The 22,050-nt window shown below is 60.7% G+C and carries 17 protein-coding genes and 1 pseudogene; 8 read left to right on the top strand and 10 right to left on the bottom strand.

Annotated features, from left to right (window positions below; genetic code table 11):
- Nucleotides 1–120 precede the first annotated feature (120 nt).
- From FX982_RS02050 to FX982_RS02035, 4 genes are read left to right on the top strand one after another with little or no spacing between them, the layout of a single operon-like run.
- Nucleotides 121–792 carry a methylamine utilization protein gene (locus FX982_RS02050; RefSeq protein ID WP_172609460.1) on the top strand — a complete coding sequence of 224 codons (672 nt, stop codon included), beginning with the start codon at nt 121–123 and terminating at the stop codon, nt 790–792.
- Nucleotides 789–3,140 carry a bifunctional diguanylate cyclase/phosphodiesterase gene (locus tag FX982_RS02045; RefSeq protein WP_172609459.1) on the top strand — a complete coding sequence of 784 codons (2,352 nt, stop codon included), beginning with the start codon at nt 789–791 and terminating at the stop codon, nt 3,138–3,140. The genes FX982_RS02050 and FX982_RS02045 overlap by 4 nt, the downstream gene beginning before the upstream one ends.
- A 14-nt stretch (nt 3,141–3,154) precedes the next feature.
- Nucleotides 3,155–4,045 carry a DUF3034 family protein gene (locus tag FX982_RS02040; protein WP_172609458.1) on the top strand — a complete coding sequence of 297 codons (891 nt, stop codon included), beginning with the start codon at nt 3,155–3,157 and terminating at the stop codon, nt 4,043–4,045.
- Nucleotides 4,045–4,476 (top strand): group I truncated hemoglobin, encoded by a 432-nt coding sequence (locus FX982_RS02035; RefSeq protein ID WP_172609457.1) that lies wholly within the window; start codon nt 4,045–4,047, stop codon nt 4,474–4,476. The genes FX982_RS02040 and FX982_RS02035 overlap by 1 nt, the downstream gene beginning before the upstream one ends.
- 119 nt (nt 4,477–4,595) lie before the next feature.
- On the opposite strand, the gene FX982_RS02030 is transcribed toward FX982_RS02035, so the two are convergent.
- The 3 genes from FX982_RS02030 to FX982_RS02020 form a co-directional block, all read right to left on the bottom strand.
- Nucleotides 4,596–7,034 carry a glucose/quinate/shikimate family membrane-bound PQQ-dependent dehydrogenase gene (locus tag FX982_RS02030; protein WP_172609456.1) on the bottom strand — a complete coding sequence of 813 codons (2,439 nt, stop codon included), beginning with the start codon at nt 7,032–7,034 and terminating at the stop codon, nt 4,596–4,598.
- A gap of 113 nt (nt 7,035–7,147) precedes the next feature.
- Nucleotides 7,148–8,530, bottom strand: coding sequence for a carbohydrate porin (locus tag FX982_RS02025; RefSeq protein ID WP_172609455.1), 1,383 nt, complete (start codon nt 8,528–8,530; stop codon nt 7,148–7,150).
- A gap of 506 nt (nt 8,531–9,036) precedes the next feature.
- On the bottom strand, nt 9,037–11,067 hold the full coding sequence (locus tag FX982_RS02020; RefSeq protein WP_172609454.1) for a TonB-dependent receptor: 2,031 nt from the start codon (nt 11,065–11,067) through the stop codon (nt 9,037–9,039).
- A 200-nt stretch (nt 11,068–11,267) separates the two neighbouring features.
- Here FX982_RS02020 and FX982_RS02015 point away from each other — a divergent pair, with 200 nt between their 5' ends.
- Nucleotides 11,268–11,495, top strand: coding sequence for a VF530 family DNA-binding protein (locus tag FX982_RS02015; RefSeq protein ID WP_074888901.1), 228 nt, complete (start codon nt 11,268–11,270; stop codon nt 11,493–11,495).
- 37 nt (nt 11,496–11,532) lie between these two features.
- Nucleotides 11,533–12,195, top strand: a complete 663-nt coding sequence (locus tag FX982_RS02010; RefSeq protein WP_172609453.1) for a Pr6Pr family membrane protein — start codon at nt 11,533–11,535, stop codon at nt 12,193–12,195.
- Between the two features lie 156 nt (nt 12,196–12,351).
- Here the strand turns inward: FX982_RS02010 and FX982_RS02005 are convergent, their stop codons facing one another.
- From FX982_RS02005 to FX982_RS01975, 7 genes and pseudogenes are all read right to left on the bottom strand, one after another.
- Nucleotides 12,352–13,122, bottom strand: a complete 771-nt coding sequence (locus FX982_RS02005) for a siderophore-interacting protein (protein ID WP_172609452.1) — start codon at nt 13,120–13,122, stop codon at nt 12,352–12,354.
- Nucleotides 13,119–13,712, bottom strand: coding sequence for a PadR family transcriptional regulator (locus tag FX982_RS02000; protein ID WP_172609451.1), 594 nt, complete (start codon nt 13,710–13,712; stop codon nt 13,119–13,121). The genes FX982_RS02005 and FX982_RS02000 overlap by 4 nt, the downstream gene beginning before the upstream one ends.
- Before the next feature lie 129 nt (nt 13,713–13,841).
- Nucleotides 13,842–16,964 (bottom strand): transglycosylase domain-containing protein, encoded by a 3,123-nt coding sequence (locus FX982_RS01995; RefSeq protein WP_172609450.1) that lies wholly within the window; start codon nt 16,962–16,964, stop codon nt 13,842–13,844.
- Between the two features lie 584 nt (nt 16,965–17,548).
- Complete coding sequence (locus tag FX982_RS01990) at nt 17,549–18,169, bottom strand: hypothetical protein (protein WP_172609449.1); 621 nt, start codon at nt 18,167–18,169, stop codon at nt 17,549–17,551.
- A 112-nt stretch (nt 18,170–18,281) separates the two neighbouring features.
- A complete protein-coding gene (locus FX982_RS01985; RefSeq protein WP_172609448.1) occupies nt 18,282–19,424 on the bottom strand; it encodes an OpgC domain-containing protein in 1,143 nt (380 codons plus the stop codon).
- Nucleotides 19,425–19,566: 142 nt separating this feature from the next.
- Nucleotides 19,567–19,929 (bottom strand): annotated as a pseudogene (locus FX982_RS01980) (helix-turn-helix domain-containing protein); the annotation flags it as partial.
- Nucleotides 19,930–19,955: 26 nt separating this feature from the next.
- Nucleotides 19,956–20,327, bottom strand: coding sequence for a hypothetical protein (locus FX982_RS01975; protein ID WP_172609447.1), 372 nt, complete (start codon nt 20,325–20,327; stop codon nt 19,956–19,958).
- Nucleotides 20,328–20,525: 198 nt separating this feature from the next.
- Here FX982_RS01975 and FX982_RS01970 point away from each other — a divergent pair, with 198 nt between their 5' ends.
- The gene (locus FX982_RS01970; protein ID WP_122536087.1) at nt 20,526–20,795 is read left to right on the top strand and encodes a type B 50S ribosomal protein L31; all 270 of its coding nucleotides are present in this window, start codon (nt 20,526–20,528) and stop codon (nt 20,793–20,795) included.
- Nucleotides 20,796–20,957: 162 nt separating this feature from the next.
- Nucleotides 20,958–22,049: a D-alanine--D-alanine ligase gene (gene ddlA / locus FX982_RS01965; protein ID WP_172609446.1), complete on the top strand. Its 1,092-nt coding sequence runs from the start codon at nt 20,958–20,960 to the stop codon at nt 22,047–22,049.
- Nucleotide 22,050: the final 1 nt, after the last annotated feature.

The following is a 22,050-nucleotide window of genomic DNA, read 5'->3' as shown; positions in this document are numbered from 1 at the left end:
GATGGCCATGTGCTTTGCCGGAAGTCCGTCTGATATCGCCGACCTCCGATCCGTGGGCTACGCTGGAAATCATCGCCAAGTAGGCTCTCTTTGCGGGCCTCGCTGTCTGGAACATCTGTCATGCGCCGTGTTTTTATTTCGTTGTTGCTGGTTGTAACCGCTCTGTATGGCAACTTCGCCCATGCGGCCAGCCTGTCCGCCGAATTCGTTGATGCCCAGGGCAAGCCGCTTCCCGACGCGGTGCTCACCCTGCGCGGTGCTACTGCGCCGCCTGGGGGGTCGCTGAAAGCCGACATGGACCAGCGCGATGTGCAATTTGCCCCCCATGTGCTGGCGGTGCGCACCGGTACCCAAATCAGTTTTCCCAACAGCGATCAGATCCGCCATCAGGTGTATTCGTTCTCGACGCCCAAGCGTTTCGAACTGCGGTTGTATGGCGGCACACCGTCGGCCCCCGTGCTGTTCGACAAGCCGGGCGTGGTGGTGCTCGGCTGCAACGTGCACGACAACATGCTCGGTTACGTGTACGTCAGCGACGATGGCTGGTTCGGCGTGAGCAACGACAAGGGCACGCTGACCCTGGATCAAGTGCCCGCCGGTCACTACACCGTCACCCTCTGGCACCCGCAGGCCCCCGACATGCTGCCGGTGTCCGGCGGCGAGATCGACATTCCGGCCGGTGGCCTCAAACAGCGGTTCAGCATCGCCGTACAGCCCAATGCCGAGAACACCCCCGCCGCGCCGCCCTCCAGTGCGTTCGGCGACGCCTTCCATAAAGCGGCCCACGAATGAAGGTGCGCATCAGCTTTCAGGCGCGGATTGCCGGCGTGTTGATCATGCTGCTGCTGATCGTGGTCTTCGCCGTGTTTATTGCGGTGAAAGCCGCCACCCAGGACGCTGTGCGCAACCAGGCCCAGGCGCAGCTCGAAGTCGGCACCCGGGTGTTTGAAGGCTTGCTGGAAATGCGCGGCAAGCGGCTGCGGGACGCCGTGCAGTTGTTGTCCACAGACTTCGGTTTCCGTGACGCTGTGGCATCCGCGGACTCGGCAACCATTCGTTCGGTGCTGCTCAACCACGGCGCCCGAATCAACGCCAGTGACATGTTCCTGCTGGGCATGGACGGCACGGTGATGGCCAGCACCGTCGCGCAGATTCCAGAAGGTTCGCCGTTCCCCTACATCCAGGCGTTGCGTGACCTCAAGGGCAAGAATCAATCGATGCTGATCGTGCCGTTGCAGGGGCAGCCGCACTTGCTAGTCGACAGCACCGTGCTCGCACCGCTGCCGATTGCCCGCGTGGTGATGGGTTTCAGCATGGACGGTGATCTGGCGCAGGAACTGCGCTCGTTGAGCGGTTTGCAGGTGTCGTTTCTGTCGATCGTGCAAAACCAGCCGGGCCAGATGATCAGTACCCAGCCGGACACGCTGTTCGACAGTCTGCGCAGCGTGATGATGAATCCGCCCAGCGACGAGATGCAGATGACCGAGCATCAGAGCCAGAGTTTTTTGAGCAAAACCCTGCGGCTGGGGAGCATCAGCAGCGGCGACGGCGAGGTCGTGGCCCTGCTGCAAAGCCCGCTGGATCAGGCCATGCAGGCTTTCGCGCCGCTGGACAAGACGCTGTTCTGGATCACCGTCGTCGCCCTGGCCGGTTCGCTGGTCGGCGCGTTGTTGTTGGCGCGCAGCCTGTCGCGACCGGTGAGTGCCCTGGCCCAGGCGGCGCGGCGTATCGGCGAGGGTGATTACGCCACGCCGGTGGTGCTGGATCGCAGGGACGAACTGGGGCTGCTCGCCAGCGCCATCAATTCGATGCAGAGCGGGATCGCCGAGCGTGAGCTGCAACTGGCGCACAACGCCCTGCATGATCCGCTCACCGGTCTGCCCAATCGCGCGTTGGTCATGGAGCGCCTGGGCAGTGCGGTCGTTGCTCAGCGGCCAGTGGCCCTGCTTTATCTGGGCATCGATAACTTCCGAGCGATCGGCGCCAACGTCGGGCTCGAAGGCATTGAGCAACTGCTGCGAATCATCAGCGCGCAGCTTCAATTGCCGCTGCGTCCCGGCGATACGGTGGCGCGGCTCTCCGATAACGAATTTCTGTTGCTGGTGCAAAACGCTGAAACCGACAGCGCCGTCGCGGTGGCTGACCGGCTGCAGGGTTTGCTGATCAAGCCGCAGCGCATCGGCGAGCAGGACATCGCGATGGATGCCTGCATCGGCATCGCGGCCTACCCGGCCAACGGCGATTCGGCAACCGAGCTGCTCAGACGTGCGTCCATCGCCCGGCAGGATGCGGCGCAGTTGCCGGGACGTCTGCAGGTCTATGTGGACGGTCGGGATGTGGCTCACTTGCGCCAGATCAGCCTGATCCGCGACCTGCGTCTGGCGGCGCGCAACGGCGAACTGTCACTGCATTACCAGCCCAAACTGGACATTCGCAACGGCCGGGTCACCCAGGCTGAAGCTTTGCTGCGCTGGCAGCACCCGCAATTCGGCTCGGTATCGCCGGCTGAGTTCATCGTGCTCGCAGAACGCACCGGCAGCATTCAGATTCTCACCAACTGGGTGATCGAAGAGGCGCTGCGCCAATTGGCCGAATGGGCCCAGCGCGGTCTGATTCTGCAGGTCTCGGTGAACATCTCGGCGGACGACCTGTTGGATGGCAATCTGGCTGACCGCGTTTCTGCGCTGCTCAAGCTGTACCGCGTGCCGGCCGAACAGCTGATTTTCGAGATCACCGAAAGTGCGATCATGCGCGAGCCCGAGCAATCGCTGAAAGTGCTCAATCGCCTGCGCGAATTCGGCATCAGCCTGTCGGTGGATGATTTCGGCACCGGTTATTCCTCGCTGGCGCACCTTAAGCGGCTGCCGGTGCAGGAATTGAAGATCGATCAGTCCTTCGTGCGCGATCTGGATGAAACCAGTGAAGACGCCGTGATCGTGCGCTCGACCATCGAGATGAGCCACAACCTCGGTCTGAAGGTGGTCGCCGAGGGCGTCGAATACGACCATAGCCTGCGCTTGCTGGAGCGCTGGCACTGCGACACCGCCCAGGGCTACCTGATCAGCCGGCCGCTGAGTGCGAGTGCATTCGAAGCCTGGATCGCGCAGTCCCAGCTCCCCCCACGCATGACGGTGCATTGATGGAACAACGATCTATGGCACGAAGCCTTTCGACGTATTTGAACCCCGTGGTACTGGCAAGCGTGGTTGGAGCCTGCGCGACGTGGGTGGCGCCAGCGGCTGAAGCCGAACAGGGGCGACTGATTGCCACGGGTGGCGCCAGCAGCATCGAAGGCGGCGCAGGCGGCGGGATCATTCCCTGGGCCATGCTGGCCGGGTATGACGAGCAGGGCGAGTGGGGCGGCAACGCGTTCGCGACCCACGTCGACTTGCCGGACTACACCCTGGATGTGGTTGGCGCTGCGGCTTCCTATGGTAATCGCGTCGAGATTTCCTACGCCCACCAGCGCTTCGATCTGGGCTCACTGGTCAGCAAGCTCAATCTTCCGGAAGACAACCTCACCCAAGACATTTTTGGCGTGAAGGTCCGCCTGTTCGGTGACCTGATTTACGATCAGTTGCCGCAGGTGTCGGCAGGTCTGGAATACAAACACCAGAACGATTTCCTCATCCCCAGCCTGGTGGGCGCCAAGCGGGATTCGGATGTCGAGGGCTATGTCACGGCGAGCCGTTTATTTATGGGCGCGGCCTTTGGCTACAACGTGGTGGTCAACGCGGGCCTGCGTTACAGCCGCGCCAATGAAACCGGATTGATGGGCTTCGGCGGCGACCGACGGGATACCCGCAGCGTGCTGAAAGAGGGCGGTGCAGCCATCTTGTTCAACCCGCACTGGGCGGTGGGCATGGACTACCGCGAGAAGCCCGATAACCTCTCATTCGCCGGAGAAAGCGACTGGGCGGATTTCTTCGTCGGCTGGTTCCCCAACAAGCATGTTTCCGTGGTGATGGCCTACGCCCGGCTCGGTGAAATCGCCACGCTGGACAACCAGAACGGCACCTACCTTTCCGTGCAGGGGAGTTTCTGATGGGGCGGTCGTTGTGGCTGATCGTCGGGCTCAGTCTGTCGCTGCTGGTGGGTTGCGCCCAACAGCCCGCCAGGGACGACAGCCTTTATCAGGACCTGGGCCAGCGCGCCGGGATCCAGAAAATCGTCGAAGGCATGCTGCTGCACATCGCGAAGGATGACCGCATCTATAAATACTTCGCCAAGGTCGACATCGTCCGGGTGCGCGACAAACTGGTGGAGAAGTTTTGCGTCGAGGCCGGCGGGCCCTGCACGTATACCGGTGACACCCTGGCCGAAGCGCATAAGGGCATGAACCTCAGCCGCAGCGATTTCAATGCGCTGGTCGAGAACCTCATCGATGCGATGAACGAGCAGCACATTCCGGTCACGACGCAGAATCGCTTCATTGCCCGGCTGGCGCCCCAGCGTGGTGAGGTGATCGAGAGGTAGAGATTCGTGCCTCGCCAGTCCCCTTCACGCTAAACCACTTTTCAATGCGCAGAAAAAAAGGCGGTCACCTTTCGGGACCGCCTTTTCTGTTACTGCACGACACTAATCAGTGAAGCGGATCAGTCCGGCAGTTTGTAGGCGATCACGTAATCGCCCTGCTTGGTGCCCAGCGAACCATGACCGCCTGCAACGACCAGCACGTATTGCTTGCCGTCCTTGCCGGTGTAGGTCATCGGCGTGGTCTGGGCGCCTGCTGGCAGACGGCCTTCCCACAGCTGCTTGCCGTTACGAACGTCGTAGGCGCGCAGGTATTGGTCGAGCGTTGCGCTGAGGAACGACACACCGCTGGCGGTGATGAACGTGCCGCCCAGGCTTGGAACGCCCATGGTCAGCGGGATTGGAACCGGCGAGCTGTCACGCACGGTGCCGTTTTTGTGCTTCCAGATGGTCTGGTGGTTGGTCAGATCGACCGCCGCCACGTAACCCCATGCTGGCGCCTGGCAGGGCAGACCCATTGGCGACAGCAGTGCTTCGAGGATCACGCCGTAAGGTGCGCCCTTGTTTGGCTGCACGCCTTCGGTTTCGCTCTTGCGACCCGGGCCGCCTGCGACTTCAGCCGCCGGCACCAGTTTGGAACGGAACGCCATGTAGCTCGGGTTCACGAAAGCAATCTGACGCACTGGATCGACCGAAATGCCGCCCCAGTCGAACACGCCGAAGTTGCCTGGGTACACCAGCGAACCTTGCAGCGACGGCGGGGTGAACGGGCCTTCATAACGCAGGGATTTGAAGTCGATGCGGCAGAGCATCTGATCAAACGGCGTCACGCCCCACATGTCGCGCTCTTTCAGCGGCGGCGGCATGAAGTTCAGGTCGGACTTCGGCTGGGTAGGCGACGTGTGATCACCGGCGACCGCGCCCTGAGGTACAGGGATTTCGTTGATCGGCACGATGGGCTGACCGTTGCTGCGGTCCAGCACGTAGATGCTGCCCTGCTTGGTCGAAGCCAGAACAGCAGGCTTCACGCCGTCAGCGGTTTTCATGTCCATCAGCGTTGGCTGACCGCCGACGTCCATGTCCCACAGGTCATGGTGAGTGAACTGGAAATGCCATTTCACGTGACCGGTGGCGATGTCCAGCGCGACCAGGCCGGCGCTGAATTTCTCCGAGGCTTCGGTGCGGTTGCCGCCCCACTGGTCAGGCATCTGGTTGCCCATTGGCAGGTAAAGCATGCCCAGCTTTTCGTCGACGCTGAACATCGACCACATGTTGGGTGAGTTGCGGGTGTAGGTCTTGCCCTCGGCGATCGGCGTGGTGTCGTCCGGATTGCCGCTGTCCCAGTTCCAGACCAGACGGCCTGTGTGCACGTCGAACGCACGGATCACGCCCGACGGTTCGTCGGTGGAAACGTTGTCGGTGACGTGGCCGCCAATGACCACGAGGTCTTTGGTCACGGCCGGTGGCGACGTCGAGTAGTAGCCGCCCGGTGCGTATGTGCCGATGTTGGCGCTCAGGTCGATGGAGCCGTTGGTGCCGAAGTCTTCACACATTTTGCCGGTGTCAGCGTTCAGTGCGATCAGACGCGTGTCGGCGGTCGGCAGGAAGATGCGACGCGGGCAGCTATTGGCGGCAGTGGCAGTGGCAGCGGCCGGAGCGGCCGGGCTTTGCGCAGGCGCCGCAGCATCGGTCGGAGCAGTGGCAGCGTAGGCGGCGTCATCGTGATACGACACGCCACGGCAGGTCATGTGCGCCCAACCCTTGAAGTTGGCTGCTTTGCCGCTGCTGATCTTCGGATCGAAGCGCCAGATTTCCTTGCCGGTGTCCGGGTCCAGTGCAATGACCTGGCTATGCGGCGTGCAGACGTAGAGCATGCCGTTGACTTTCAGAGGGGTGTTTTCGGCCGTGGTTTCACCCGGATCGTTCGGACCCGGAATGTCGCCCGTGCGATAGGTCCACGCTGGCACCAGCTTGCTGACGTTGTCCGGGGTGATCTGCGACAGCGGCGAATAGCGATCGCCGAAAGCGGTACGACCGTAGGACTGCCAGTCGCCATCCGGCATGGCCGGCGCAGCACTGGTGGTACCGGCGGTTTCGCGGTCCAGCTCGCCTTTGATTTCGCCCGGGTGGGTGAACTGGCTGGCCAGCGCGGCGATGCCCGCCACAATCACGGCGGCGCCCAGTGCGCGAGTACCGGCATCGCCGACCTGGCCACGAAGGACCGGACGACGGAACCATGGCAGCAGCATCACGATGCCCAGGGCAAACCAGAGTGCCAGACGCGGCACCAGTTGCCACCAATCCAGGCCCACCTCCCACAGCGCCCACACGGTACTGGCGAACAACACCAGTGCGTACAGGCCGAATGCCGCGCTGCGACCCATCATCAGCAGGACGCCGGTGATGGCGAAGCCGATACCGGCCAGCAGGTAGTAAAGCGACCCGCCCAGCGTCAGCAGTTTGATGCCGCCGACCAGCAAGGCCAGACCCATTATCAGAATCACTAGCCCGAGCAAGCTCGGAAGCAGGCGACCCTTACCAAAAGCACCCTCAGTGCTCATAAGTGTTGTACTCCGTAACGATGTGGTGGTTAACGCGTGTTGGCGTGCAGGCGCGGCGGCTAAGCCATGCCTTCAATGCCGATGCCTGGAGGCAGACGGGCGAGCGGAGCTGATCAGAACGAGGACTGGATTTTCAGCCCCGCGACCAGCGCGTCGTCGACCTGATTCACGCCGCCCGGATGACGGATGAATTGCAGGTTCGGGCGCACGGTCAGCCAGTTGGCGACGTGCACGCCGTAGTAGATTTCGGCGTTGTATTCGGTGTCCTGCACGGGGATAAAAGCCGGGTCGTTGTAGTCGGAGACGCCTTGGGCCTGATTGCGCAGGTGGGTGTTCTTGCGGTACGCCGGGTTGACGTGGATGCGGCTGATGCCGACGCCGATGTCATCCTCAGGACGCGCGTCGAACGGGCCTTTGTACGTCGCGCCGAGGGCAACGAAGTTGTCGATCATGTTGGTTTTCTTGTCGTGCAGCGTGCCGTTGGCGAACAGGCTCAGGCCGCGGCTGTTGTCGCTGGCATCACTCGTGACTTGCTGGCGCAGGGTCAGCCACATGCCGTGTTTGCTGGACGACGAGGCGTAGTCATCGCCGCTCTGTGCGGCGTATCGACCGTTGCTGTCTTTGTAGACGTCGTTGCTGTCGGCGGTGCTGTAGTAGTAACCGGCGCGGTATTCGCCCGGCAGGCCGTTGACCTTCGGCGACCAGACCACCTCGACCGGCAATACCGCGCCCTTGGTGCCGCTGCCGCTGAGTTTGAAAGCGTTGTCGTTTTCCAGGTTCGACGGGTTCTGCTCGAACGCACCGACCTGCACGAACAGTTCGGGGTTCAGCTGGTATTTGACGCGCATCGCCCACTGGCTGATCGGCCAGTTGTACCAGATGCCGCCGCCCCAGTTGCCGACCTGCGAACCGCACAGCGCCAGGTTCTGGAAGTCGCACGGGAAGGTGTTGAAATCTTCGCCTTCGTTGAACCGGCCCACTTTTACGCTGAGCGTCTGGTCGAGAAATTTCTGCTGGTACCAGAGGTCGGTCAGGCGCGTGACGCTGCCCCGGCCCCAGACTTCCTGAGACGAAGAAATGGTGCCGGTGCGCGGGTCGCCCACGCGGTCGTTGCTGATGTTGTCGCCGTTACGGTTGGTGAGGGTCAGCTGAAATTCAGCGTTGTGCCAGCCGAGGATCTTCTGCAGGTCCATGTGTGCGCCGAGGGCGAACTGGTCGCTGTAGCGGGTGGCCTTGTCATGGTTGTAGCCGCCGTGCAGGTTGGAGCCCACTTCGACGACTGAGTCGAGCTTGAAGTCGTAGCCTTGCTCGGAAAGCTCGCTGCGCTTGCCGCCCCAGTCACCCAGCATCCACGGCGACGTGCTGTCGAACGCCGGCGCGGCGTGGGCGCAGGTCGCGAACCCCAGCGCCGCCAGGCTTAGCGTGCCGGCATGACGAAGGGCTCGGGACGATTTGCAGGTCGGGGTGCAGATCGGGCGTTTCAGATGGCTGGGCATAAGGCGTAAGGTCTTTTTGAGTTATTCGAGAGCAAAAGGCGATGCCGCTCGCAACGCTTTGGAGGCGCATTGCAAGGTCTTAACAAAGGACGAATTAACCGTTTCAGCGTTTAGGGCGGCGATGATAGGACGCTAACGATTTTTTAAAAAGTCGAAATTGCGACATGGATCGTTGCGATCGGCGTAACAGTGGCGGGGAGTCAGGGTAGCGCTGTCCATTGTCTGGCCCGGGTGTCTGCTTTGTAAGATAGCAGGTTGAGGTCCCGCCGACCCTTACAGAGGGAGCGGGGATGGGGGTTTAGAAGGGGTCTCCAGATTGTAGGATTCTGCGGCGTGGCGGCTGGGGCGACCCAGATGTAGGACTGGCTTTAGCCGGGAAGAGGCCGGTTCGAACACCGTAGATGTATGGCGTGGCGGATGACGCTTTCCCGGCTGAAGCCGGTCCTACCCAGTGAGGGGCCCGTTGGGGCCGCTCAAGTGGCGGCGTCACCCTTCAGGTGTCCGCTCTAGAATGTCGTCCGGAGCCCGACTTCCACACTTCGGCCTTCAGCCGGGGCGATGTCGCGCAGAATGGAGCTGGCGTAGCGCACGGTCTGATTGGTGAGGTTCTCGCCGCTGACGAACGCCAGCCACTGACTGCCACCCACCTTGAAGGTGTAGCCGGCACTGGCCCCCAGCGTCGTGTACCCGTCGGTGCCGGTTTCGTTATCCGGCACGCGCCGTTGCGAAGCAGCGTGTTCGAGGTCGATCCTCGCTTGCCACTTGTCCAGTTCCCACAACAATCCGCTGTTGAGCCGCAAAGGGGCGATGCGCGGCAGGGCTTCTCCGGTATCCAGGTTCTTGGCACGGGTGTAATCGCCGGACAGCTCCAGAGCGAAATTGCCATACCGGGTTTCGGCGAGCTTCCAGTGATCCTTGGCCTCGAAACCGGCAAACCGAGCGCGCACGCCTGAGTAGGTGTATTCGGGGATGCCGTCGGGGTCTTCAGCGCCTTCATCGTTCAAGGTACGGCCGCTGCCCAGCAGTCCGATGTAGTTGGAGAAGTGGCTGTAAAAGACGCCGACACTTCCTTTATGGGTACCGTTGTCAAAGCGCAGCGCCAGATCGCTGGAAACGGCTTTCTCTTTGGACAGGTCGGCATCCCCGACTTCGTACGTGCCGGTGGCGACGTGAGCGCCATTGGCATAGAGCTCATAGAACGTCGGCGCCCGCTCGGTGTAGCCAAGGGTCGCCGCCAGCGACCAGATCGGCGTCAGCGTGTAAACGGCACCGGACGAAACGCTCCCTGCAGTAAAGCTGCTTGAGCTGTTGGCGTTGGCGAATCGCTCGTTGCCCCCTCCGTCCGGGTCCACGGTGGTGTGTTCAATGCGGCCACCCAGGCTGAGCTTCAGGCGATCAGTGGCCTGCAGCTCTTCCAGAATGAACAAGGCACCGGCGTCAGTATCGGTCTGCGGGACGAAGGCCTCTTCGCCAAGGGCTGAAAACTCGCTGCGCGTCACTTGGGCGCCGACGATGCCTTCAACCGGGCCGATGGGCTGATGCCGGGCCTCGACGCGGGCTTCATAGCCCTTGTTCTTGAACGTGGTGCCGACTTCGCCGTCTTCGATCTCCATGTGCTTGTAATCGGTATAACCGGCGTCGAGTTTTACCGAGCTGAACGGGCCGGAGAGATTGCGGATCTCGGAGGCAAATGCGTAGTGGTCCTGCTTCATGCGGATGCGCACGCCTTGCTCGGCAGGCGACCCGTAATTGGCGTCGTAATTGCTGTAGGAAAGCCCGGCGTAACCGTCGTCCCAAGTGTAGGAGCCTCCGACCGCGCCTCCGTCCTGTCTCCCATCGCTGTTGCCGAGGCGGTGTTTTTTGTCGCCGTCTTGCGGATCCCGCGCGCGTTCATCGGCGGTGCGGGCATACCCCGGGATCTTCAGGTCGTTGAATTCCCGGGCGTTGGCGTCCAGGTGCAACGCAAAAGTGCCATTGCCCGCTTCCAGCTTGCCCGCGCTGCTGCGGGTTGTGTCGGCACCGCCATAACGCAACTCCCCCGCGCCCTGAATGCCCTCGATGGCTTCGGTGGGGATGCGGTTGTCGAACGTGTTGACCACGCCGCCGATGGCGCTTCCCCCGTAAAGCAGTGCCGCAGGGCCGCGCACGATTTCAATGCGGTCGACATTGACCGGATCCAGCGGCACCGCGTGATCGTAGGACAACGAGGAGGCGTCCAGCGCGCCGACGCCGTTTCGCAGAAGCCGGATGCGATCGCCGTCCAGCCCCCGGATGATCGGCCTGCTCGCGCCCGGTCCAAAATAGGAGGATGAGACGCCGGGCTGTTTGTTCAACGTCTCGCCCAGGCTGCCTTTCTGTTGCAGGGTCAGCGCATCGCCGGTCAGTACAGTGCTTGGCGAGGCAAGTTGATCGCTGCCCAGCGGGTTGGCGGTGATGATTTGCGGCCCCACCTCGATGGCGTACGCAGGTGAGGTGATCAGCAATGCGGCAGCAAGCGGCGTCAGGCGCCACGGACGGATTTGTGAGGGACGGGACATGCGACGTTTCCTTGGACAACGATTCAAAATGTGCGATTTGTAAGTGTTATAACATAACGATAAAAAAGCAATCATTTTGAAATCGGTCGCCCTCGTCGGCTGCTTGCAGTCTTCACACTGACTACGGCGTCCGTTAAGGTGCGCAGCTCGCGAAACCTCTTGTCCAACCAGCCCGCCCCCTCAGCGTCCATAGGCCCGCCATGACCACACCCAACAACAACCCGCTGCACGGCGTGACGCTGGAGCAGATCCTCATCGCGCTGGTCGAGCATTACGAGTGGTCGGGCCTGGCCGAACGGATCGACATTCGCTGCTTCAAGAGCGATCCGAGCATTAAGTCCAGCCTGACGTTTTTGCGCAAGACGCCCTGGGCGCGGGAGAAGGTCGAAGGGTTGTACATCAAGCTGGCGCGCACCAAGCGGCCCTGACTTGACCTGAATCGCCGATTGCCGAGGACTGATCCGAATGCCCAGCCCCACGTTGCAGCTGTCTCCAGGCGGGCGCCGCTTTGTCATCACGGCCGCCATGCTCGGCTGGTTCGGGCTTGCGGTGCAGCTGTACCTGATTCTCTGGAGTCGATGGATCGACCACGCCAGTCTTCTCGGCGGGCTCGTGCGGTTTTGCAGCTTCTTCACCGTAGTGACCAACACGCTGGTGGCAGTGGCACTCAGCTGTGCGGTCATCGACCGGCATTCAGCGGGGGCTCGGTTTTTCCGCTCCCCCGTGGTCTGCGCGGGGATCACCACCAGCATTGTTCTGGTGAGCCTCGCCTACAACCTGCTGCTGCGGCATCTGTGGACACCCGAAGGCTGGCAGTGGATCGCCGATGAATTGCTGCACGACATCATGCCGTTGCTGTTTCTCGCCTACTGGTTGTTCTTTGTCCCCAAAGGCCTGTTGAAACCCCGGCATGTGCTGATGTGGATGCTGTATCCCGTCGTGTACTTCGGCTATTTGCTGGTGCGCGGAAATGCCTTCGGCGACTACCTCTATCCATTTCTCGATATCGGCACGCTGGGCGTGGTCAGGGCGCTGACCAATGCGTTAGGCGTGCTCGCGGGTTTTGTGGGAATAGGGTGGATCGTTTTCGCAATAGACAAGGCGTTGGGCCGCAAAGAGCACTACTAGACCTCAACAGGACTGGCGTGCCTCCTGTTGGAGATAATCCGACGCACTCCGTGTGGGAGTGAGCTTGCTCACGAAGACGGCATATCAAACGCTAAAGATCGAGCGGACGTTCCGGCCTCTTCGCGTGCAGGCGCGCGCCAGGTTAATCCGTACACCTCATTCCTCGTCCGAACCCTCCGCACGCCAGTAGCCCGCAGCTTTTACCGCCGCTTCTTCCAGCTTGAAGTCATCCAGCAGCACGCGCCGCACCTTGCGTGACAGGGACGATTCGGTCCCTACCCAGGCATACAGACTGCCTGGGGGCAGGGTCAATTGGCGCGTTACATCAAGCAGATCCTGCTCGCCACGCACCACCCAGATGACCTCGATCTGCGCCTCGCTGGTCAGCGCCTGGCGCTCCGCTGCGTCATCGATTTCGACCACCACCAGCGCACGCCGACCGACTGGCAGCGCTTCCAGCCGGCGACCGATGGCGGGGAGGGCGGTCTCGTCGCCGATCAGCAGGTAGCTGTCGAACATGTCCGGCACGATCATCGAACCCCGAGGCCCGGCGATATTCAGCGTTTGTCCGACCTCAGCCTGGGCCGCCCAGGTCGCCGCTGGACCGTCGCCATGCAGCACGAAGTCAATGTCCAGCTCGCCGGTCTGCGGGTCGTAGCGCCGCGGGGTGTAATCGCGCATCGCCGGACGCGGGCCTTCAGCGTTTTGCAACGGCGCCTCTCTGTCCAGCGCCGCCTGCTCTTCGGGCGTGGTGGCGAACAACAGTTTGACGTGGTCGTCCGTGCCCAGACTGATGAACCCTGCCAGCTCCGGCCCGTGCAGGGTGATGCGGCGCATGCGCGGGGTGATGTCGGTCACCCTCAACACTGCCAGCTTGCGACGTTTGATCTCGTGGCTGACGCGGTGAATCCCCTGTGGTGCATTCATTCCGATTTCTCCGAAGCAGTTTGTTGGCCGTCGACGATGGCTTTCGCGGTGTCGTTCAGCAGGTCGCGAACCCGCAGGATTTCCTCAGGGTTCCAGCGGCCGTGGTGCATCTGCAAGGCATGACGCAGGTTGTGCACGGCCTCGTGAATTTCCGGCGGACGATCGTGGCCGCGCAGCGAGCGCTTGCTGACGTCAATACGCATTTTTACACCATCCAGCGCGACGGCCTGTTCAGTCAGGAACTGCTGACCGGCGTCGGTGATGCGGTAGCGTTTCTTGCCACCATCGGCATCGCCCTCAATCAACTCGCTTTCTTCCAGAAAGGTCAGTGTCGGATAGATCACGCCAGGGCTCGGGCTGTAGGCGCCGTCGAACAGCGCTTCGATCTGGCGAATCAAGTCATACCCGTGGCATGGCTGATCGGCGATCAGCGCCAGCAGCAGCAGCTTCAGGTCGCCCGGGGCAAATACTCGCGGCCCGCGGCCGCCGCGTTCACGGCCGGTACGTTTCTCGAAACCATCGCGGCCGTCACCGTGCTCGCCGAAGTGAGGGCGGTGATGGTGGGGGTGATCGTGTGAGTGGTCTTTCATTTTTTTCATCTCTTGGTACAAGTTAGATATACCTTAAGATATATCTTATTGTTTCCACAAGACGCGTTAAGACGAACGGTTGTTGTCCGGTTTCTGGGTGATGGACGCGATGACTTCAATGAAAACCGGCTACAGACGCGTTGCCACCTGCGTCGGGACGGGCGCCTTGCATTGTGTGAAAGTGCCCGGTTCCAGGTAGGGATTAAGAATCGGCGCCATGCCTTTGAGCACTTGCACCGGAAGGGCGGAGGTGAATTTGAAGCTCTCGGCAGCGCGTCCCGGGACGTACGCCGTCAGGGTGCCGTAATGGTTGTCGCCGATGAAAAACACGAAGGTCGCGGTGCGGTTTATCGCCTTGGACGCCAGGATTCGCCCGCCTGCGCCGACGCTTTCGATGCGGTTGTCGCCCGTACCGGTCTTACCGCCCATGGCCAGCCCGCTGCCATCTTGAGTTTTGAAGCTACCGGACACGCGCCGCGCCGTGCCGGCGTCCACTACCTGGGAAAGCGCCTCGCGCATGGCCGCAGCGACTTCTGATGGCAGCACCCGTTTTCCCAGCTCGGGGTTGTTCACCAGTTGGGTTTCGTAAGGGGTGTGCGCCGCGAAATGCAGGCTGTCTATGCGCAACACCGGCAGGCGAATGCCATCGTTTTGAATGATGCCGATGAGTTCGGCGAGCGCGGCGGGTCGGTCACCGGAACTGCCAATCGCAGTCGCCAGCGACGGCACCAGATGATCGAACGGATACCCCAGCCGTTGCCAGCGCTGATGGATGTCGAGAAACGCTTCGATCTCCAGCATCGTGCGAATGCGGCTGTCGCGAGCACTCTTGTGCCGGCTCTTGAACAGCCAGCTGTAGACTTCCTGCCGCTCGAAACGGCTGGCCGCGACGGCATCCTTGAACTTGGCGTCCGGGTTCTGCAGCAGATACCCCACCAGCCACAGATCCAGCGGGTGAACGCGGGCAACGTAGCCCTGATCCGGCAGATCGAACTTGCCGGGGCCGTAGGCGAAATAAAGCTCATCCAGGCGCTTTTCGGTCAGCGCCGTTTTGCTTTTTTCCCCGGCCATGTGCGCCCTGACGAATGCATTGAAAGCGCTTTGCGTGGCATCCGGCAGCAGGTAGCGGTGCACGGCGGCAAGTCGGCTCGCCGCGGGATGCACCCCATCGAGAAAGGTGTCGAGCCGGTCCTGGGTGGATTTGTTTTTGTAACGCTTCCAGAAGCGCAACAGGAATGACTTGCCCTCGCGGTCAGCGAACTCGGCCAGGTATTCCTGACGCCTCGGGTCGCTGTCGTCCTTGAGCAACACCGCGCTGTTGTTGGGCCCCTGATAAGTGGTGTAGCGCACCAGATCGCGCATCAGGCGAATGAACGGCAGGTTGATCGACTCCCGCAGAGCCTCGCGAAGGGTCGGATTTCGGGCGTTATCCTCCCGGCGAAAATTATTGAAATGATGCAAGCCACCGCCGGTGAAAAAACTTTCGCCGGGGCTGGCCGAATACTGACGATCGAGCGCGGCAGCGAGCATCTTCGAGAGGTCACGATCGGTGTTCTGAATCAGGTAATCCACGGCCCAGCGGCTGAGACGGTCTGACTCTTCAACGGGGGCTTTCTTCAAGGCGCCAGTGGGCTGTTCGGCGTACTTGTCGTGCAGCTCTGCAATGATCTGCAAGTAGGTCGTCAGCACGCGCATTTTCGCCGTCGAGCCCAGCTCCAGCTTGCTGCCCTCGTTGATATCGAACGGCTGATCCGTGCTGTCGGTCTGCACACGCACTCGCGAGCCATCAGGGTCGCGCTCGAACAGGGTGAAGCTGTAACGCACCGCCTGGGTGCTCGCCGGAGTGAGCAGGTGCTCGCCGATCAAGCCCATCTGACCGGCAAATTCGGGTTTGGCGAGGTCCCGCAGGTACTGACCGACGCTGACCTGCAGGTCGTTCTGCAGCGTGCTGGTGGCCGACAGATCCAGACGATCGAGGTCGTACAGCGAACGATTGAGCATATTCGACAGCCGCGTGCGGGCGACGGTGATGCCTTTGTTGCTCTCAATCGGCTGCACCGTCGGCTGCTGCACCCAGTCTCGATACGTCACGCTGGCCGCCAGTGCGGCGTCGGCCAGCGGTTGATCGATGACGTTGTTCTGTGCGAGCACGCGCAGATGGCTGTCAGTCAACTCCGCGAGTTCCTTGCGCCCCTTCGCCAGGAAGTGTGAGGGCCTGCGCTGAGCAATCACCAACGACAGGACTTCACGCAACGCCAATCCCTGCGCCGCGAGGGTTTTTTCGTCCTGCGCCTTTGCGATCAGAAGCTGATTGGTCCGGTCGAAGTCCGCGCCGTACCAGACCCGCAAACCTTCGGCCATGCCATGGACTTCGCCATGACCGGGGACCGCTGACAGCGGCACGCTGTTGAGGTAATCCCGCACCACCCGCTGCCGCGCCTCGAGGGTCTGCTGACCCGGCTGATAGGCGCGAACGCTGGCGGACACCATCTGACGAATCTTCTCGCTGCCCGACAGCGTCAGGCCGTCCGGCGAGTGCCGGTACTTCTCCAATTGAGTCGCCAGTGTGCTGCCACCGGCCGACTGCCCCGGCAGCCCCACCATTTTTGCAACCTGGGAAAGCGCTGCCTTGAAGAACCTTGGCCAATCCACCGCCGGATTGGCCAGTGGGCGCTGATTATCCAGCAGGTCGCGGTTCTCGATGAACAGCAGGCTGTTGACCAGCACGGGCGGGATGGCGGCGAAGGTCGGGTACAGCTGCTGCGGGTAGGTGTATTGATAGAGAGGCTCGGCGCGACAGTCAGAAATGGTCAGGCCGGATTGAATCTTCTCCTGATACGGCACGAAGAAACCACGCTTGGCGTAGGACATTAGATCGGGAGCGAAACGCGCCTGTGCGCTGATCAGGTAGTCACGCTTGAGCAGGCGCGGCAGGAATTCGTCGAGGGCGGAATAGCCCAGGCGTTTGTCAAAAGGCCCGTCACCAGGGTACACAATGGCGTCACTGGGGCCGGCCTCGACGGTGTAGCTCAGGCCTTGGGCCAGTTGGCTGAATTCCTGGGCCTGCAAACGCGAGCTGCGCACTTCGGTCGAGACCACAAATCCCAGAATCACCGCTGCGACCAGCACCGCCGCCAGCAAAAAACGCCACACGTAACGTCGTGGGCGAGCATGGCCTGGCACTGATCCGTTCCCCTGACTGTCAGCCTTGACCGCAGCCTTCTTCGTATCGGAATGCCAAAAAGCGCCCATATCGTAAGCCCGGTCCAGCCTGCACATCGCACTTGATACAAGCGTAGACGCTGGTGGGCGCGAGTGAAGAGTTTGTGACCGGCTCTCGGTCGGCTTCTTTCGGGAAGCACATACGTGAATACCTTCAGGTTATACCGAACCGTCTTGGTTATGGACACAGGGCTATACCCAAGGAATCTTGAAAGGAAGATTCACCGACTCTGTCGGGGCGCCGCTGAAACGGGCTGTAGGGCGCTTTGTGCTCAGTCTTAAGGAATCCCGCATTCGGCCGGTCGTAGAGGAGGTGATCAGTGACGAGCACGGTGTCGTCACCAAAGTTGTCAACTTCGAGCGCTGTGCCGGAGGCCACGAGGCCAGGGATTACGTAAGCTACAATCACGGTACTAACACGTGGAGAAGTTATTACTATGTGGGAGGCTATGTATTTTCCAACTTTTTACTGGGTGCTAAGGGAGAGGTAGAGGCCAATAAAGATCTTAGGCTATTCGGCCATATCTGCAATCAACGGCTAATTAAGAGCGTTCCTGGGCCCGCCTAAATGAATAAGCTTGGCTGGTCATTCTCCAGCCAAGCTTATCGCTGCTTCAGATACGCACTGAGATATACGGTGTTCGTTTTTCCGCCCTCTCAGAGATTTGGTTTTTCCACGTTTGCTCCATGTCGTCGCTCTCGAGGATTTTTCCGTAGTCAACGATCCGGGCGATATCAGCCGCCTCAAGCTTGTAGCGGGCATTGAAGCCGGTTTTGTCATATTTGGCCAACGCTGACATTGCGCTGGAATGGTCGACCAAATGACCCTTTATGCCTCGGTGCTCTAGCTGCTCTGTCAGCCAGATCCGCTCCTCTGCGGAGAGGCTTTCCTGAGGGTCGAGTATCCGGACATTCCCACTGCTATCAACGCCAACGCTGAAGTTTTTGGAAGCCAGTTCAGGTCGCAGGTTATAGACCTCGTTTTTGAATGAGGTATACGCCAGGTTTGCCAGTTCAAGCGATATGGCCGCATCAACCCTTTTCAAGGATAGATAGTCGGCCATGCTTGTTATGTTCTTCATATTCGGCTCGGCAAGCCACGGTTGTTCATCTTCCACTGCAACTGAGTCTTGAGACACGTCTTGGCTGCCGGGGGATTCGTCGCCATGCTTTAGCTGTACTGAGATCCTCGCTGGCGCTAAAGCCGCGTGCTGCATCAGATTATGTAGTTCCATTTTTGCCTCCGCTGATTTATCCACTCCTTCGCGTAACGGCAATTCGCGAAAAAGCTTTGCCTGATAAACCAGTAGGAAACTTCCGAAGACCGGCTCAAGTGAGACCTTGTTCTCAAACCTTCACCACCCGCGTCGCCTTCGGACTGCCCAATCGCTTGTTCAACTCCAGCCAGTTCGACAACAGCAGCATCAACCCCAGGCCTAGCAGCGCGGTGATCACGCGCATTTGCCAGGCATCGTCCGCCAGCGCGTTCGCCATATCGGCGAGCGGGGCGAGGAGGACGCCCAGGCAGAAGATCTCTAGCGAGTATCGACCCATCCGGCAGGTCTGCTGGACAGGCCAGTTGTCGAGCCAGGTTACCGACGTCGGCAGTACCTTTGCGACGACATATACCAGCGCAAGGAAATGCAACAGGCGCACCGGCGACAGATCGGTCTTGCTGATCGGATAGATCAGTTGAGTCAACGCTGAAGGCAGAAGCGCGTCATGCACGTCGGGAAATTTCCACAGCGCGGTGATGACGCCGGCCGTCAGCAGATACGCCGCCGCTATGAGAAACATCGTCTGCTGCCAAAGCGGGCGAATAGGGTTCTTTGCGATCGGCGCACGTTGGGTATGCAAGGCGAAAGCCCCGCCAAGCACGAAGATCAACTGCCAGGCGACCGGATTGAAATACCAGTAACCGCCACCTTCGTAGGCGCGCAGGTTCCAGCCGAGCAGCGGCACCATCATGTACAGCGCAATCGACAGGCCGATCGCCAGCGCCGCGTTGCGCAGCATGATTGGCAGAATGATCGGAAGAGCACCCATCAGCAGGATGTACAGCGGCAGTGGGTCGGTGAGGTTGGGCTTGAACCTCAGCAACAATTCATCGGCCAGCGCCTGCTGCGGGTTGCCGACGAAATACTCCAGCCCCATCTCCCGCACCATGTCGCGGGTTTCGACGTGGTTGTTGGCGACGAAAACGATGCCCATCAGCAGCGTCAGCAAAAAGATGTGCGCGACGTACAACACCCATGTGCGCCGCAGGATACGCAGGCACGCCACGACATAACCGTCACGCTGCGCCACACGGCCGTAAGCGAGGACTGCGGCATAGCCTGCGAGAAACACGAACACCTCGGCGGCGTCGCTGAAACCAAAATTGCGCAGCGTCAGTTGCGCGAACGGGTTGGCGGGCACGTGATCCCAAAAAATGAAAATCAGCGCCAGACCCCGAAAGAAGTCGATGCGATGGTCGCGTCCGTTCGTCATGACGGTGGGCCTTGCAAAGGTGTTTATAGAAGAGGGGCCAGTGGGGCCGTGGTTCCTTGCCGTCAGCAGGGTCTGATCGGCGGCGCGCAGGGTGGCGGGTTTGCGGGGTAAAAGCAAAGGGTGGATGTTGCAGAATGTCTCGCTACAGTTCTTCTGAAAGCCCAGACAAATCATTCATCGCTTTTCGGCTGGCGTCGTCGCGTTTGCTTTTCAACGCCATCAGGTCAGAAAACAACACCCTGCGGTGGCGACCCGTTTTGAAGTGAGGAAGAGCGCCTTGTTCAAGCAACTTGACTAGCTGCGGTCTGGACAAATTTAGCAGATCAACGGCTTCCTGGGGCGTCAGTCCGGCATGGCCCGGGACAACCTTGACGGAGTTGCCCAAGGCCAGTTCGCCGAGAATATCAACCGGCAGTAGAAGTGCGCTGGTGGGCAGGTCGACGGTGTGTGCCTCATTCTCGGCGTCGTAGATTTCGATTCGCTGAGTGTCGGTCCGGGTTGTGAGCTAGCCACTCGTTCGCGTACCGCAGATTACAGAGCTTCCGGCATCAGCATCGGCTTGCGGTCCAGTGTCTCGCTGATCATTCGATAGATGTCTTCCTTGCCGTCGTCATTGCAGCAACGGATCTCGTGAAGCACTTCGCGCTCTTTGGGGGACAGCCCGATGTAGTTCCACTCGCACGCCTGGCGCATGAACACGTCGTGGTCGTTGACGGGCATGACGTCGTCAGCGGCTTCATGAAAAGCCTCCACGATCGTTTCGATCAGGCTGACGAGCTCCTTGGATTCAGGCTTGCCGTCGGTCGCCTGGACCAGACGCTGCAGATGATTCAACGCGCTGCGGGCGTCGATCAGCTTCATGTGTGCGGGGACGCTCATTTCGTAACGATCGATCAAGTGCATGGCACTACCTCCTGGTGTTGTTGTTCATTCCGTTCCCGTTGAGGACCGGGCTGGGTCGTCAGGGCGCGAACGTTAGCGGCAGGGGAGGCGTCGGAAAAGGCGAAAGTTGTAACCGTTACAAAATGGGTTCCGGTTGAACTATGTCGAATTGATACTGTATAACGTATTACATGATTGCTTACATTCTGGAGAAAGACGATGAAAGCCGACATCCATCCCGACTACCGTCAGGTCCTGTTCCACGACACCGCTGCCGATGTGTTTTTCCTGATCGGCTCCACGGTTGATACCGACCGTACGCACACTCACACCGATGGCAACTCCTACCCTTACGTTGCCCTCGACGTGTCCAGCGCGTCGCATCCCATGTACACCGGTCAACAGCGCAAAACCACCACCGAAGGCCGTATCGCCGGCTTTAACAAGCGTTTCGCCACCTTTGGCTCCGGCGCCAAGAAGGAAGAATGACAGCAGCACCTCCCGCGCTCCGGGCATCGCCAGTCGAGCACCCGGGCGCGGGATTTTTTTTGCCCGTTTTTCCTGCATTCGGTCCCGCCCCCCACCTTGGCACTGGACTATCGGGCGAAATTGCTTTTAGCTCTGCGACCTGAAATTCAGGAGCATCCCCCTTTGAAAAAGTCAGTCGCCATCGTTTTCGGTGGGCAATCCTCCGAGCATGAAGTGTCGTTGCAATCGGCGCGCAACGTGATCAACGCGATTGATCGCAACAACTTCTCCATCACCCTGATCGGTGTCGACAAGCAGGGCCACTGGCTGCGCTTCGACGAGCAGGATTATCTGCAGAATCCCACCGATCCGGCGCACATCAAACTCAGTGAATCCGGCCGCCTGCTTTCGCTGATGCCGGGCGCCAGCGGGCCGCAGTTCGTAGAAGTGCAGACCGGCGCAGAGCTGCCGCGCATCGATGTGGTGTTCCCGCTGATACACGGCAGTTTCGGGGAGGACGGCTGCCTGCAAGGCATGTTACGTTTGCTGGACATTCCGTTCGTGGGCCCGGATGTGCTGAGCTCTGCGGCGTGCATGGACAAGGACGTGACCAAACGGCTGCTGCGCGATGCGGGTATTTCGGTCGCGCCCTTCGTGGTCCTTCAACGTGGCGAGACGGTGGATTTTGTCAGCGTCTCTGCGCAGCTGGGCCTGCCGCTTTTCGTCAAGCCGGCGTGCCAGGGATCGTCGGTCGGCGTGAGCAAAGTCACTGACGAAGCCGGTTACGCCGCTGCGCTGAAAATGGCCTTCGACTACGACAACAAGGTGCTGATCGAGCAGGGCATCGTCGGTCGTGAAGTGGAATGCGCCGTGCTGGGCAACCACGAACCGAAGGTCAGCGTGTGCGGTGAGGTCGTCGCCAATGACGATTTTTACGCCTACGACACCAAGTACCTGAACGACGGTCAGGCCCGCATCGCCATCCCTGCCCAAATGTCCGAGGATATGAGCGAGGCCGTGCGTGAAGTGGCGCTGCAGGCCTATCGCGTGCTGGGCTGCGCCGGTCTGGCGCGGGTGGATTTCTTCGTCACCGAGGCGCGGGAAATCATCATCAACGAGGTCAACACGCTCCCCGGTTTCACCTCCATCAGCATGTACCCCAAACTTTGGCAGGCCACCGGCTTGAGCTACGCCGAGCTGATAGACCGGTTGATCACACTGGCGCTGGAACGCGCTGAAGAAACCCGCGCGCTGAAGACCGAGGTGGTGCTGTGAC

Origin of the sequence: Pseudomonas graminis (genome assembly GCF_013201545.1) — a bacterium.
In the GTDB taxonomy this organism is placed as follows: domain Bacteria; phylum Pseudomonadota; class Gammaproteobacteria; order Pseudomonadales; family Pseudomonadaceae; genus Aquipseudomonas.
The sequence above is the reverse complement of the archived record's forward strand: the minus strand, read 5'-3'. Positions and strand labels throughout refer to the sequence as shown.

Coding starts and splice junctions, on each gene's coding strand:
- FX982_RS02020 (WP_172609454.1), bottom strand. CDS start 11,067: ATGTCCCGTCCCTCACAAATCCGTCCGTGGCGCCTGACGCCGCTTGCT.
- FX982_RS02035 (WP_172609457.1), top strand. CDS start 4,045: ATGGGGCGGTCGTTGTGGCTGATCGTCGGGCTCAGTCTGTCGCTGCTG.
- FX982_RS02050 (WP_172609460.1), top strand. CDS start 121: ATGCGCCGTGTTTTTATTTCGTTGTTGCTGGTTGTAACCGCTCTGTAT.
- FX982_RS02005 (WP_172609452.1), bottom strand. CDS start 13,122: ATGAATGCACCACAGGGGATTCACCGCGTCAGCCACGAGATCAAACGT.
- FX982_RS02030 (WP_172609456.1), bottom strand. CDS start 7,034: ATGAGCACTGAGGGTGCTTTTGGTAAGGGTCGCCTGCTTCCGAGCTTG.
- FX982_RS02015 (WP_074888901.1), top strand. CDS start 11,268: ATGACCACACCCAACAACAACCCGCTGCACGGCGTGACGCTGGAGCAG.
- FX982_RS02040 (WP_172609458.1), top strand. CDS start 3,155: ATGGCACGAAGCCTTTCGACGTATTTGAACCCCGTGGTACTGGCAAGC.
- FX982_RS02025 (WP_172609455.1), bottom strand. CDS start 8,530: ATGCCCAGCCATCTGAAACGCCCGATCTGCACCCCGACCTGCAAATCG.
- FX982_RS02045 (WP_172609459.1), top strand. CDS start 789: ATGAAGGTGCGCATCAGCTTTCAGGCGCGGATTGCCGGCGTGTTGATC.
- FX982_RS01975 (WP_172609447.1), bottom strand. CDS start 20,327: ATGCACTTGATCGATCGTTACGAAATGAGCGTCCCCGCACACATGAAG.
- FX982_RS01985 (WP_172609448.1), bottom strand. CDS start 19,424: ATGACGAACGGACGCGACCATCGCATCGACTTCTTTCGGGGTCTGGCG.
- FX982_RS02010 (WP_172609453.1), top strand. CDS start 11,533: ATGCCCAGCCCCACGTTGCAGCTGTCTCCAGGCGGGCGCCGCTTTGTC.
- FX982_RS02000 (WP_172609451.1), bottom strand. CDS start 13,712: ATGAAAGACCACTCACACGATCACCCCCACCATCACCGCCCTCACTTC.
- FX982_RS01990 (WP_172609449.1), bottom strand. CDS start 18,169: ATGGAACTACATAATCTGATGCAGCACGCGGCTTTAGCGCCAGCGAGG.
- FX982_RS01995 (WP_172609450.1), bottom strand. CDS start 16,964: ATGGGCGCTTTTTGGCATTCCGATACGAAGAAGGCTGCGGTCAAGGCT.
- FX982_RS01970 (WP_122536087.1), top strand. CDS start 20,526: ATGAAAGCCGACATCCATCCCGACTACCGTCAGGTCCTGTTCCACGAC.